Genomic DNA, 14085 nt, shown 5'->3' with positions numbered 1-14085 from the left:
ATCCCATGTCTCTTCCCATCAAGAACAGCGCCCGGCAGCGCGCGGATGACAGATCCCGCATTCTCACCCTGCTGCTGCGCGATGATGCCCTCACCGACAGCCTGCTCGATCCGCAGGTGGTGCAGGATGCCGAACAGCGCGATCAGACCAGCGAACTCACCACGCTGGTCAACGGGTTGCCCGCCGCCGACGTCGCCGATGCGCTGGAGTCGCTGCCGCCCGATGAGCGTCATGCCCTGTGGGCGCTGGTGGAGGAGGAGAAGCGCGGCCAGATCCTGGTCGAAGCGTCGGAGACGGTGTGGGACAGCCTCATCAGCGGGATGAGCGACAAGGAGCTGCTGCACGCCCTGCGCTCCCTAGATATCGACGACCAAATCTATCTGGGCCAGTACCTGCCGCGCAACCTGATGGGGCGGCTGCTCACCTACATGGCCCCCGCCGAGCGGGATCGGGTGCGCGAGGTGATCCGCTACGGCAAGCACACCGTCGGCGCCATGATGGACTTCGAGATCATCACCATCCGCCCCGAGGTGACGCTCGCCACTGTGCAGCGCTATCTGCGCCTGCGCGGCAAGATCCCCGCCAACACCGACAAGCTGTTCGTCATCGACCGGCGCAACCACCTGCTGGGGGAGCTGGCCCTCACCACTGTCCTGCTGCACAAGCCCGCCACCCTGGTGAGCGACGTGATGGAGCGGGATCCGGTCACCTTCGATCCGGAGGATAACGACGAAGCGGCCGCCCGCACCTTCGAGCGGGATGACCTGCTCTCCGCCGCCGTGGTGGATGGCAAGGGCAAGCTGATGGGCCGCCTCACCGTCGAAGAGGTGGTGGATCTGGTCTATGAGGAGAGTGACACCGACCTGCGCCGGATGGGGGGTATCAGCGAGGATGAAGACGTATTCGCGCCCGTCTCCAAGGCGGTCAAGACCCGCTGGGCCTGGCTTGCCATCAACCTCTGCACCGCCTTTGTCGCCTCGCGGGTGATCGGCCTGTTCGAGCACACCATCTCCCAACTGGTGGCACTGGCGGCCCTGATGCCCATCGTCGCCGGGATCGGCGGCAACACCGGTAACCAGACCATCACCATGATAGTGCGGGCGCTGGCGCTGCAGCACATTCAGGCAGGCAACCTCTCCTTCCTGCTGCTGCGGGAACTTGGCGTCGCCTTTATCAACGGGCTGGTGTGGGGCGGCACCATGGGCATCGCCACCTATCTGCTCTATCAGGATGCGGCGCTCGGCGCCGTGATGACCCTGGCCATGATGCTCAACCTGCTGGTGGCCGCCCTGATGGGGGTCATCATCCCCATGACCATGACCCGCCTCGGCCGCGACCCGGCAGTCGGTGCCAGCGTGATGATCACCGCCATCACCGACACAGGCGGCTTCTTTATCTTCCTCGGGCTGGCGACCCTGTTCCTGCTGTAAACCGTGCGTTGAAAACAACAAGGGAGCCACTGGCTCCCTTGTTGTTTCAGGCGTGTTTGCCCGCCCCTGCCGTTGGGCTGCTTACCGCTTGTCAGCGGTGATCAGCAGGCCATTGGTGTCGGGGAAGCCGATGACCAGCGCCTCTTTTTTGGCATCCGTGGTATAGGTGGTGACATAGGCGACGCTGTTATCCATCGCCCGGGCCAGAGCGGCATTCCAGAGGTTTTCGATCGGCGTGGCGGCAGCGGATTGCTTGAAGTTGCACTTGCCAAATCCGGTCATGGTCAGCTTGCTCAACCCGGCAGTGGCACTCCCCTCGCCCACCAGCGTACAACCTGCCGCCGGAAACTCGATCGCTACCGTCAGCTTGCCGCCGTTGTTGGTGGTATCCACCTTGCCCACCATGTCGCTGCTGAAGCCATCGCTGTCCGTGGCACCCCAGCTGGCCGTGGTCACCGCTTTGGTGGTCAGGGCCGTCACCGCCACATGACCGCTGAAACCGGAATAGATGGGGGAGTTGTCGGAGAACTTGGTGCCGGTCCGGGTGAAATCAAAAACCCAGCGCTTGATCTCCTTGCCCTGCAGATCGATGACCGGCTGATCCTGGAAGGTGATGAGGTTGTGGTCGTTGGTCACCGAGCTGAGCGCCGTGCTGGTGCCGAGCCGCTCGCTGTTGCGGATCAACTGCACCGGGTAGATCCCGTCTTTGTCGGCTTTCTGGTCAGCCTGACCCAGCCACTGGCTGTTGGTCTCGACCTTGCCCACCTGATGATCCACCCAGACACCCCAGTACTGCACGGTTTCACCCTTCGGGTAGACCAGCGCCAGACCATCCAGATCCTTGATCATGCGCGGCGTCGCCTTGTCACCGTCGCGGCTCATCAGATTCGCTTGGTAAAGACCCGCCTCCGGCAGAGCCAGAGGCACCCGCTTGGCGATGCTGTTGGCAGCTTTTTCGCTGTCACAGGCAGACAGGGCCGCAGCGCAGGCGATGGCCAGCAGCGCTTTGTTGTGCATTTTCATGAAGTTTTATTCCTTGCTGTCGCTTTGTAATTTTTTAGATGCAATCAATCGCCGCTGAATTTAAGGGAAAGGTCATCTATCAGTCGAATGGAGATCTGTAACCAACCATTACAGCCTCGCAGGAGCGGCAGACCGCTCCGCTTGCCCCGACCGCACAGCGGTGACGACAACAGGGTGACTAACAGTGAAATAGCATTGAGGGTGGCGGCCCTGAAGAAAGATAAAAAAAAGAGATTAAAATCAGAGCCATAACTCTATTAACAGGAAGGCAATTAACCCGAATTGCCAGCCGGCTCACAATAGGATTCTTTTGCTATCGATAGAATGCTCCACGCTGGCATACCCATAACAAGAGAATTCAACAATGAAAACCACCCTCAAACTGAGCGCGGTGGCAGTTATCTTTTTGCTGTCCGGCTGTGACGACAACAACTCTCAGGCCCCCGGTGATCTCACCCTGCGGCTGATCGAAACCTCTGATATCCACTCCAACCTGCTGAGCTACGACTACTACCAGAACAAGCCGGATGCCTCGCTGGGCTTTGCCCGCACCGCAGTGCTGATCCGCAAGGCCCGCGAAGAGAACGCCAACAACTTGCTGATCGACAACGGCGACCTGATCCAGGGCACCCCGCTGGCCGACTATATCCACGACCAGCAGGTCAAACAGCAGTGGTTGAGCAAGCAGACCCATCCCGCCATCAAGGCGCTCAACACCATGAGCTATGATGTCGGCAACCTGGGCAACCACGAATTCAACTTCGGTCTCGACTTCCTCTCAGAGACCCTGAAAGGGGCCAACTACCCCTACATCAACGCCAACGTCTTCCAGGCCGATGCCTTCAGCCGTGATGGCAAGGGCACCATCGACTGGAGCAAGCAGAAGTTCAAACCCTATGTGGTGCTGGATCGTCAGGTGAAGGATGCCAACGGCAATACCCAGACCATCAAGGTCGGTGTGCTGGGCCTGACCCCGCCCCAGATCACCCAGTGGGACAAGCGCAATCTGGAAGGCAAGGTGGTGGTGGCCGATATGGTCGAAACCGCCGAGCACTATGTACCCGAAATCCGCGCCAAGGGCGCAGACATCGTCGTGGTCGTGGCCCATACCGGCATCATAGGTGACCCGCGCGAACCCATGATGGAGAACGCCGCCCTGCCGCTGGCCAAGGTGAAGGGGGTCGATGCCCTGCTGCTGGGCCACGCCCACCGCACCTTCCCGGGCGACTACCCCAACATGACCGATGTGGACAACGAGAAAGGCACCCTGGCGGGCGTACCGACCGTGATGCCGGGCGTCTGGGGCAATCACCTCGGCATCATCGACCTGCACATGACCTGGAAAGAGGGTCGCTGGGAAGTGGCCTCCAGCCAGTCCCAGTTGCGCAAAATCGACAGCAGTGCCACCAGCACCGAAGATCAGGCGGTAGTCGATCAGGTCATTGCCGAGCACGAGCAGGCCAACCAGTGGCTGGACGAGCCCCTCAGCAAGATCACCAAGCCGATCCACAGCTTCTTCGCGCTGGTGCAGGATGACCCCTCCATCCAGATCGTCAGCGACGCCCAGCTGTGGCACGCCAAGAAACTGCAACAGGATGGTCAGCTCAAGGAGAAATGGCCCATCCTCTCCGCCGCCGCGCCATTCCGCGGCGGTCGCAACGGCCCGACCGACTTCACCTATGTACCGGCTGGCGATATCTCCCTGCGCAACGTGGCCGACCTCTATGTCTACCCCAATACCCTGCAGGTGGTCGCCATCAATGGCTCGACCGTACAGGAGTGGCTGGAGAAGAGCGCCGTTCAGTTCAACAAGATCGATGCCGCCAGCACCGCTACCCAGTGGTTGGTGAACGAGAAGTACCGCACCTACAACTTCGACGTGATCGACGGGGTGAACTATCAGGTCGATGTGACCAAACCCGCCCGTTACGATGTGGATGGCAACAAGGTGAGCGACAGCTATCGCATCACCAACCTGACCTATCAGGGCAAGGCAATCGACCCGGCCCAGATGTTCTACGTGGTGACCAACAACTACCGCGCCAGCGGTGGTGGCAACTTCCCGGGCATCAACGCCAAGGTGATCGTCCATGAAGATCAGTTCGAAACCCGCGAAGTGCTCTCCGAATACCTCAAGGATCTGGCAGAGAAGAATCCGGCCGGTTTCGAGCCCCCGGCAGACAACAACTGGCAGCTGGCCCCCCTGCCCGCCAATCTGGATCTGCGCATCTACAGCTCGCCACGCAGCGAGGCGCAAGCCCTGACCGGTGGCAAGCTGAACTATGTGGAGACGCTGCCGCCCACCGATGCCAAACACCCCGGCTTTGGCGTCTACAAGCTGGTGCTGGCACCCTGAGCCTCAGGGTTAATCCGGCAATAACCTCTGCAACCCCCTCCTGATACGAGGGGGTTTTTGATGGTGCAGGCAGAGGGTCAGCTCTTGTACGCCAGCCGCTACCTGCGGCAGTTCACGCAGCCCCTTTATCCCTTCACGCCATCGCCTCCCTCTATCACACCATCCAGATCCCGGCTGGTCTGCCCCATTCCGCCCATAAAAAAACAGGCCCACCGAAGTGGGCCTGCTGTTATCTGTGTGATCGGGAGTATCGCGATAAAGGGCGCTACTCCCGTTCCTTCACATAGGGGGTACCGAGCGCCTTCGGCGCCACCGCACGGCCGATAAAACCGGCCAGCAGGAACACGGTCAGGATGTAGGGCAGTGCCTCGATGGCCTGCACCGGAATGGCGAAGCCACCGATGCTGACCCCTTGCAGACGAATGGCGACCGCATCGAGGAAGCCGAACAGCAGACAGGCGGCCATGGCATTCCAGGGGCGCCACTTGCCGAACACCAGCGCCGCCAGTGCCATAAAGCCCTTGCCCGCACTCATGTTGGGGATGAACTGGGCCGTCTGGGCCACCGCCAGATAGGTGCCACCGATACCGGCCAGCAGGCCGCCGATAAGGAGCGCGGTATAGCGCATCCGCACCACAGAGATACCAGCGGTATCGACCGCTGCCGGCGCCTCACCCACCGCCCGCAGACGCAGACCGAAGCGGGTACGGAACATCACCCACCAGGCCAGCGGCACACAGGCAAATGCCACATACTCCAGCAGGGAGTGGCCGCTCAGCAGCTCGCTGTAGAGCTGGCCGATCACCGGCACATCCCACAGCTCCTTGGCATAGGGCAGATCGATGGGGGCGAAACGGGCATCACCGGAGAGTGCCGGAGTCTGGCCACCCTGATCGAACCAGTAACGGCCCAGGGTGACGGTCAGACCGGCCGCCAGAATGTTGATGGCCATGCCGCTCACCACCTGATCACCGCGGTGGGTGATGGTGGCAAAGCCGTGCATCAGAGCAAACAGGATAGAGACACCCACCCCGGCACCCAGACCTATCCAGGCAGAACCGGAGACCGCCGCCGCCGCACCACTGGCGAACGCTGCCGCCAGCAGTTTGCCTTCCAGCGCGATATTGACCACCCCGGAGCGCTCGCAAAACATGCCCGCCATGGCGGCGAGAATGAGGGGCGGCGCGGTACGGATGGTCGCATCCAGCATCAGGATCAGAATTTCAAACATGATCAGACTCCTTTAGCTTGTGCGGCTGAGCGGTTGGCAAACGCCAGATAGAGCTGCTCGATACGCGGGCGCATCATGTGCTCAAGGGCGCCACAGAACAGGATCACCAGACCCTGCAACACCACCACGATGTTGCGGTCGACACCGAACTCGAAGCTGAGCTCGGCGCCCCCCTGATAGAGGAAACCGAACAGCAGGCTGGCGATGATGACGCCGACCGGATGGTTGCGCCCCATCAGCGCCACCGCGATACCGGTGAAGCCGAACCCTTCCACGAAGTTGAGCTTGATCTGGTGCAGCTCACCCTGCAGCACGTTGAGGGCAAAGAAGCCCGACAGCATGCCGGAGATGACCATGGCCAGGATCACCACCTTGGGATAGGAGATACCGGCGTAGGCGGAGGCACTTTGGCTGGCGCCGACCGAGCGGATTTCGTAACCCCAGCGGGTGTGCCAGATAAAGACCCACACCAGCGCCGCACAGATCAGCGCCCAGAAGAAGCTGATGTTAAGGGGGCTGTTGGGGATCTCCATCCCGAACAGGTTCGCCAGCCCGCTCATCTTGGGCAGCCAGCTTGCTTCGGCAAACACCTTGCTCTCGGTCGCCATCGAGCCGGGCGGCTTGAACACCTCCACCAGCAGATAGGCCATCAGCGAGGCGGCGATGAAGTTGAACATGATGGTGGTGATCACGATATGGCTGCCGCGCTTGGCTTGCAGCCAGGCCGGAATAAAGGCCCAGGCGGCACCGAACAGACCACCGGCAATGATGGAGAGCGGCAACAGCAGGGCAAACGGCAGCACATCGCCGAGCATCAGACAGACCAGACCGACACCGAGACCGCCGATATAGGCCTGACCTTCACCGCCGATATTGAACAGACCGGCGTGGAAGGCGACCGCCACCGACAGACCGGTAAAGATAAAGCCGGTTGCGTAGTAGAGGGTGAAACCAACCCCTTCACCTGTGCCGAACGCGCCGTACCACATGATCTTGGCGGCATCGACCGGGTTGATGTCGAGGTAGTAGAACAGAATGGCCGACACCAGGAAGGCCAGCAGGATATTGACCGCAGACAAGACGCCTACGGAGACCCAGGCAGGAATACGTACTTGGCTCATCAGTGGGCCTCCTTGGCAACTTCGTCCGGCACTATGTTCGCCATCATCAGACCAATGGTGCGCTCGTCCGCCTTGGCACCATCCAGCTCGCCGACGATGCGACCATCGGCAATGACCAGAATCCGGTCAGCGAGGCTCATGATCTCGTCCAGCTCCACCGAGACCAGCAGCACCGCCTTGCCCTTGTCGCGCATGGCGATGATCTGCTGGTGGATATATTCGATGGCACCGATGTCGACCCCGCGGGTCGGCTGGCCGATCAACAGCACATCCGGGTCCTGCTCCACTTCACGGGCGATCACCAGCTTCTGCTGGTTGCCACCGGAGAAGTTGGCGGTCTTGTGATCGGGATGGGGCGGGCGCACGTCCCACTTCTCCATCTTGGCCTGACAATCCTGCTGGATCGCCTCCTTGTTCTGCAGCCAACCCTTGTTGTATTGCGGGCGGCGGTGATAACCGAGGATAAAGGCCTCTTTCGCCTCGAAGCGGTTGATCAGACCCATCTTGTGGCGATCTTCCGGCACATGGCCGAGGCCGTAGTTGCGCACCAGCTCGGGATCGGCCGGGTGCTCCGCGCTCACCTTGTGCACGCCGCTGCGACTGCTGATGGTAAAGCTGCCCTTGCTCGGCTTGAGAATGCCGCCAAGCAGGCTGAGCAGTTCGGACTGACCGTTGCCGGAGACCCCGGCGATGCCGACCACTTCACCGGCCCGCACCTCGAAGCTGACCGATTTGACCCGCTCCACCTTGCTGGCGTCGAAATAGCTGAGCCCTTCGATCTTCAGCTTGGCTTCACCGGGCTGGGTTGGCCCCTTGTCGACCTTGAGGCGTACCTTGCGGCCCACCATCAGTTCGGCCAGTTGCTCCTTGTCGGTATCCTTGGTGGCGACGTGCGCCACCATCTCGCCACGGCGCATGATGGAGACCTGATCGGTAATGGCCAGGATCTCGCGCAGCTTGTGGGTGATAAGGATGATGGTTGCCCCCTGATCTCGCAGCTTTTTCAGCACCTCGAACAGGTGATCCGCCTCTTGCGGGGTCAGTACCCCGGTCGGCTCGTCGAGGATCAGGATGCGAGCGCCGCGATAGAGCGCCTTGAGAATTTCGACCCGCTGTTGCAAACCAACCGGCAGATCTTCGACCTTCTCGTGCAGCGGCACGTCGAGGCCATAGTCTCGCGCCAGTTCGCCCAGCAACTTTTCGGCTGACGCCACGCTCTGCTGAAGGTGCCAGCCGTTCTCAGCGCCGAGGATGACGTTTTCCAATACGGTGAAGTTGTTGACCAGCATGAAGTGCTGGTGAACCATGCCCACGCCTGCGGCAATCGCATCTTGTGAGCCATGGGGTTTGAAAGGATTCCCGTCGATCAGCATCTCGCCTTTGTCGGCATGGTAGAAACCATAAATGATGCTCATCAGGGTGGACTTACCGGCGCCATTTTCGCCGACAATGCCGTGGATACTGCCTTTGCGAACCTTAAGGTCGATCAGCTTGTTGGCGTACACTTCGCCGAACCGCTTATCGATACCTCTTAATTCGATGGCATAGCGATCTGTCTGGTCCATGATGCAGCCCTGCGTTTCATGAAATAAGACTAAAAACCGGCCCGTGCGGGCCGGTGGTGCGTTGAGAGTCGTAGCAACTATCTAATTAGTATTTGCAGGTGTTATCGCTCATGTAGTCATGAACCTTGACCTTGCCAGCGATGATTTCAGCCTTGATGGCATCTACCTTGGCTTTCATTTCCGGGGTGATCAGCTTCTCGTTGTCCTTGTCGAGCGCCCAATCCACACCACCTTCGGCCAGACCCAGGTTCTTGATACCCGGCTTCCACTCGCCTTTGGCAGCGTCATCCCAGGTCTGGTAAGCGGCCAGACCCACAGACTTGACCATGGAGGTCAGCATGGTGCCCGGTTGCAGGTGGTTCTGGTTGGAGTCCACACCGATGGCGAACTTGCCGCTGTCCTTGGCTGCCTGATAGACACCGATACCGGTACCGCCAGCTGCGGCGTAAACCACGTCAGCGCCCTTGGCGAACTGGGACTTGGCCAGCTCGGCACCTTTGGCCGGGTCAGCAAACGCGGCCGGGGTAGAGCCCGCCATGTTCTGGAACACTTCGATCTTCGGATTGACGAACTTGGCACCCTGCTCGTAACCGCACTGGAATTTGCGGATCAGCGGGATATCCATGCCGCCCACGAAGCCGACCTTGCCGCTCTTGGAAGCGATGGCTGCCAGCGCGCCCACCAGGAAGGAACCTTCATGCTCCTTGAAGATGACGGACTGGACGTTCGGCTTGTCGACCACCATGTCGATGATGGTGAACTGGGTTTTCGGGAATTCGGTCGCAACCTTCTCTACCGCAGAACCCATGTTGAAACCGACGGCCACGATCGGGCCGTTGCCACGGCTGGCCAGACGACGCAGACCCTGCTCGCGCTGGGCTTCGTTCTGGGGTTCAAACTCTTTGACCTTGACGCCCTTGTCCTTGTTGTAGAGCTCGACGCCGTTACGGAACACGGCTTCGTTGAATGATTTGTCATACTTGCCCGCGGTGTCATAAATGACGGCTGGCTCGGAAGCAGCCTGAGCAGAGAGAGCAGCGAGAGTGAGGGAGGCCACGGTGGCCAGCTTGAGCACTTTAGTCACGATCGTATCCTTGATTGTTATTAAGTGAGGGAACTTGCTTGCCTGTCAGAGCAGGCTATCTAGCACGCAGGCTTACTCTAAGTCAGCCCCGATGCGGGTCAAGCAAATGATAAGGGAAAAACGTTTGCGTTAACGGTTTGAATTATAAGCAAATAACCTTATAAGCAGTTGTTTTTTAGCTACTTTTCAGTTTTTTATGCTAACAACCAAAAGACCCAAACGACATTTCTCTTATTGTTCAGCAAGTTACTGTAAACCGTTTTCCCCTCTTATTCATCCAGCCCCCCGGCAAGCCCGTGATCCGGCTCGCAAAATCCCCACAAACCGCGCGAGCAAGGATTGGCTACAGCTGGAGACCTCCCCATCCCGTTCTCTCTGCGCCAGCCAAAAATGGCCGCACCGGCGCCCTTGCAGGACCCCATCTCACCCCTACCCCCGAGTTTGGATTTGGTCTGGCAGGGGGATGGCCGTATAATCCCCGCCTGTATAAATAAACAGGAGTGGTGATGGACGTTTCAACCCTGCTCGACGGGCTCAACGACAAGCAAAGAGATGCCGTTGCGGCGCCCCGCAGCAACCTGCTGGTGCTGGCCGGTGCCGGTTCGGGCAAGACCCGGGTGCTGGTGCACCGTATCGCCTGGCTGATGCAGGTGGAACGCTGTTCACCCTTCTCCATCATCGCGGTCACCTTTACCAACAAGGCGGCGGCCGAGATGCGCGGCCGGGTCGAAAAAGTGATCGGCGACGGCGTGCGCGGTATGTGGATCGGCACCTTCCACGGTATCGCCCACCGCCTGCTGCGGGCCCACCATCTGGATGCCGGCTTGCCGCAGGATTTCCAGATCCTCGACTCTGACGACCAGTACCGATTGATCCGCCGGGTGCTCAAGGCGCTCAACCTCGACGAGAAGCACTGGGCTCCACGCGCCGTGATGGGCTACATCAACGGCAAGAAGGACGAGGGGCTGCGCCCCGGCGACATCGACCTCTACGGCGACCCCGTCACCCGCACCTATCAGCAGATCTACAAGACCTATCAGGAGACCTGCGATCGCTCCGGTCTGGTGGACTTTGCCGAGCTGCTGCTGCGCGCCCACGAGCTGTGGCTCAACAAGCCGCACATCCTCGAGCACTACCGCGACCGCTTCCAGAACATCCTGGTGGACGAGTTTCAGGATACCAACGGCATCCAGTACGCCTGGCTGCGGATGCTGGCGGGCAACAGCGGCAAGGTGATGATCGTCGGCGACGATGACCAGTCCATCTACGGCTGGCGCGGCGCCAAAATCGAGAACATCCAGCGCTTCCTGACCGACTATCAGGGGGCCGAGACCATCCGCCTCGAGCAGAACTACCGCTCCACCGCCAATATCCTCAAAGCGGCCAACAGCGTCATCGCCAACAACGCCGAGCGCCTTGGCAAGGAGCTGTGGACCGAAGGGGCCGAGGGCGAGCCGATCTCCCTCTACGCCGCCTTCAACGAGGTGGACGAAGCGCGCTTCGTGGTCGGCCGTCTCAAGGATTGGAAGGAAAAGGGCGGCCTGTTGGCCGACTGCGCCATCCTCTATCGCTCCAACGCCCAGTCACGGGTGCTGGAAGAGGCGCTGATGCAGGACGCCATGCCCTATCGCATCTACGGCGGCCTGCGCTTCTTCGAGCGGCAAGAGATCAAGGACGCCATGGCCTACCTGCGCCTTATCAACAACCGTGGCGACGACGCCAGCTTCGAGCGGGTGGTCAACACCCCGACCCGCGGCATCGGCGATCGCACCATCGAGATCCTGCGCGGCAACGCCCGCGATCAGGGGCTCAACCTGTGGCAATCGGCCAAGGCGCTGCTCAACGACAAGGTGCTGACCGGTCGCGCCGGTAACGCGGTGCGCGGCTTTGTCGATCTCATTGACGCGCTGGAGGAACAGGTCTCCCTGCTGCCGCTGCACCAGCAGGCGGATATCGCCATCCAGAACTCCGGCCTCAAGGCGATGTATCTGGCAGAAAAGGGCGAGAAATCCCAGGCGCGGGTAGAAAACCTGGACGAACTGGTCACCGCCTGCCGCCAGTACCAGCGCCCGGACGAGCTGGAAGATATGAGCGATCTCTCCGCCTTCCTCGCCCATGCGGCGCTGGAATCCGGCGAGAATCAGGCGGACGAATATGCCGACGCGGTGCAGCTGATGACATTGCATAGCGCCAAGGGGCTGGAGTTCCCGCTGGTGCTGTTGGTCGGCGTCGAAGAAGGGATGTTCCCCAGCCAGCAATCGACCGAGGAGTCGGGCCGGCTGGAAGAGGAGCGCCGCCTCTGTTACGTCGGCATGACCCGCGCCATGGAGAAGCTCTACATCTGTTATGCCGAGAGCCGCCGCATCTACGGCCGCGAGATGTTCCACAAACCGAGCCGCTTTATCCGCGAAATGCCCGCCGAGTGTCTGGAAGAGATCCGGCTGCGCACTCAGGTCAGCCGCCCCACCCAGTACGGCCGCTTTAGCCAGAACGAGGTGCAGCAGAGCTTCGACGCCAGCGGCATCAAGCTCGGCCAGCGGGTGCTCCATCCGAAATTCGGCGAAGGGGTAGTACTCAACTTCGAAGGGGTCGGCCAGCAGAGCCGAGTGCAGATCCAGTTCGACGACGTCGGCGCCAAGTGGCTGGTGACGGCGTATGCCAGATTGGAAGCGCTGTGATTTTTCCCGCCTTTTGATACAACCAACCCGGCTTAGGCCGGGTTGGGTTTTATATCCATTATCGCGACAACGTTAAATACGCGAACGTCCGAATACGCTTCGCTATTCGAACCTACAGCTGTGTTTAAACTGTGGAAGAACAATATTTGCCCCATATTGGACAAGGTATATTCAACTTAATTTTGCTATTAAAAAAGCACCCTTATCGCAAGCAAAAAAAGTTATTTAAATTTTCCACCCTCGATCGGGAGACTTGTATTTAGCGGAGCGGACGAATGAAAACCCGCTCAGTGTGAGTGGATACTAACAGATAGCAAGGGACTCACAATTTATCCACAGCGCGTCAGTTATCCACACATTGCAACTCTGTCTCTGCACCATTATCTTGTGTTACGAAGCGACAGGAGCACCACATATAGTGGTTTTACATCAACTAAGGAGCAACTCATGTTGAGAAGCGAAGTATCAAAACCTATCCCGGGCGAAACTGTGCCCATCCCATGGCAAATAATGGAGGTCATCCATGCCAAAAAGGCCACGACGTTCACGTCGTTCAACACCAAAGACTACAAATGATAAAGCCACCCTTCCAAAATGGATCAGGTGGCTCATATCAGGGTTCCTAGACGCTTTAAGACAAAAGCTTGTAGGATTTGTGTTTTTACTTCTGCTTAGTGTAGTCCCGCACGATTTCAACGATTACTTTTGGTCTCGCACACCAGAAGCAACCAAAGTGCAGTATTACCAGATCTAACCAAGGGCCTTCGGGCCCTTTTTTACACCCTTAACTTACAATTTGTGAGTCAAATGTGTAACCGGAATCATGGACAATCGTGACCTAGCCGTCAATGAAAATATATCACTATTTGTGATACCCCAACGTTCAGAGAAGCACAAAAACACAATATATTCATATGGTTAAATGACGCATAGTCGTAGGTTCGATTAGCGAAGCGTAATCGGACGATCGAGTAATCAGACGTTCGCGTAATCGAACGCTTACAACGGAACAACCCTTTAGGGGTTTACTCCAATCCCCCCAATACTCCATCCACCGACCCGCACCAATCCGGCGGATAGACGCCATTCGCCACGTAACGATGGAAGGTGGAATACGGCCAATCGGCCACCCGGGTGACATGACCATGTTTGAGCGGGTTGATATGGACGTAATCCATATGGCGGCGGTAATCCTGCTCATCCCGGATCAGGTGTTCCCAATAATGGCGTTGCCAAATGCCCCGCTCCCCGTGGCGTAACCGGGTCTGGCTGCGCCGCTCGTTCACTGGCAAGGCGCGGGAAAAGTGGCTTTTGATCAGCCGCCAACGCAGGGGGAAATCGGTGTCCCCTTCCGGCAAAGAGAGAATGCAGTGGAGATGGTCGGGCAACACCACCCATGCGTGAATGGCGAAGGGGTGAGCCTCTTGCACCTTGGCAACGCTGCGGCGCAGCAGGTCAATCTGCTCCACCAGCAACCGGTTGTTGCGCCGCTCCAGCAGGTTGACGGTAAAGAACCAGGTTCCTCCGGGCCACCATGCCCGCCGCCAATTGGCCATCCTGTCCTCCTCGTTGAGGCCGAAAAGCCAAGCATAGCCTT

The 14085-nt window shown here is 59.3% G+C and carries 9 protein-coding genes; 3 read left to right on the top strand and 6 right to left on the bottom strand.

Features of this window, described 5'->3' with window-relative positions:
* Positions 1-5 precede the first annotated feature (5 nt).
* Positions 6-1430, top strand: a complete 1425-nt coding sequence (gene mgtE / locus G5315_RS11790) for a magnesium transporter (protein WP_421323878.1) — start codon at positions 6-8, stop codon at positions 1428-1430.
* An 81-nt stretch (positions 1431-1511) separates the two neighbouring features.
* Here mgtE and G5315_RS11785 read toward each other — a convergent pair whose 3' ends face one another.
* The gene (locus G5315_RS11785) at positions 1512-2453 is read right to left on the bottom strand and encodes a hypothetical protein (protein WP_421236184.1); all 942 of its coding nucleotides are present in this window, start codon (positions 2451-2453) and stop codon (positions 1512-1514) included.
* 364 nt (positions 2454-2817) lie between these two features.
* On the opposite strand from G5315_RS11785, the gene G5315_RS11780 reads away from it, so the two are divergent.
* Complete coding sequence (locus G5315_RS11780; RefSeq protein ID WP_335832612.1) at positions 2818-4809, top strand: bifunctional 2',3'-cyclic-nucleotide 2'-phosphodiesterase/3'-nucleotidase; 1992 nt, start codon at positions 2818-2820, stop codon at positions 4807-4809.
* Between the two features lie 265 nt (positions 4810-5074).
* Here G5315_RS11780 and G5315_RS11775 read toward each other — a convergent pair whose 3' ends face one another.
* The 4 genes from G5315_RS11775 to G5315_RS11760 all read right to left on the bottom strand — a co-directional run bounded on the left by G5315_RS11775 (position 5075) and on the right by G5315_RS11760 (position 9810).
* On the bottom strand, positions 5075-6040 hold the full coding sequence (locus G5315_RS11775; protein ID WP_021230728.1) for an ABC transporter permease: 966 nt from the start codon (positions 6038-6040) through the stop codon (positions 5075-5077).
* A 2-nt stretch (positions 6041-6042) separates the two neighbouring features.
* Entirely contained in the window at positions 6043-7161 is a 1119-nt protein-coding gene (locus G5315_RS11770; RefSeq protein WP_005357011.1) for an ABC transporter permease, read from the bottom strand.
* Positions 7161-8726, bottom strand: a complete 1566-nt coding sequence (locus G5315_RS11765; protein WP_075116180.1) for an ABC transporter ATP-binding protein — start codon at positions 8724-8726, stop codon at positions 7161-7163. The genes G5315_RS11770 and G5315_RS11765 overlap by 1 nt, the downstream gene beginning before the upstream one ends.
* Before the next feature lie 85 nt (positions 8727-8811).
* Entirely contained in the window at positions 8812-9810 is a 999-nt protein-coding gene (locus G5315_RS11760) for a BMP family lipoprotein (RefSeq protein WP_005340803.1), read from the bottom strand.
* A 506-nt stretch (positions 9811-10316) separates the two neighbouring features.
* Here G5315_RS11760 and uvrD point away from each other — a divergent pair.
* Positions 10317-12488: a DNA helicase II gene (gene uvrD, locus G5315_RS11755; protein ID WP_421333088.1), complete on the top strand. Its 2172-nt coding sequence runs from the start codon at positions 10317-10319 to the stop codon at positions 12486-12488.
* A 1025-nt stretch (positions 12489-13513) separates the two neighbouring features.
* Here uvrD and G5315_RS11750 read toward each other — a convergent pair.
* On the bottom strand, positions 13514-14044 hold the full coding sequence (locus G5315_RS11750; protein WP_421263305.1) for an REP-associated tyrosine transposase: 531 nt from the start codon (positions 14042-14044) through the stop codon (positions 13514-13516).
* Between the last annotated feature and the right edge of the window lie 41 nt (positions 14045-14085).

Source organism: Aeromonas sp. 603607 (assembly GCF_049171595.1).
Lineage (GTDB): Bacteria > Pseudomonadota > Gammaproteobacteria > Enterobacterales > Aeromonadaceae > Aeromonas > Aeromonas veronii.
The sequence above is the reverse complement of the archived record's forward strand: the minus strand, read 5'-3'. Positions and strand labels throughout refer to the sequence as shown.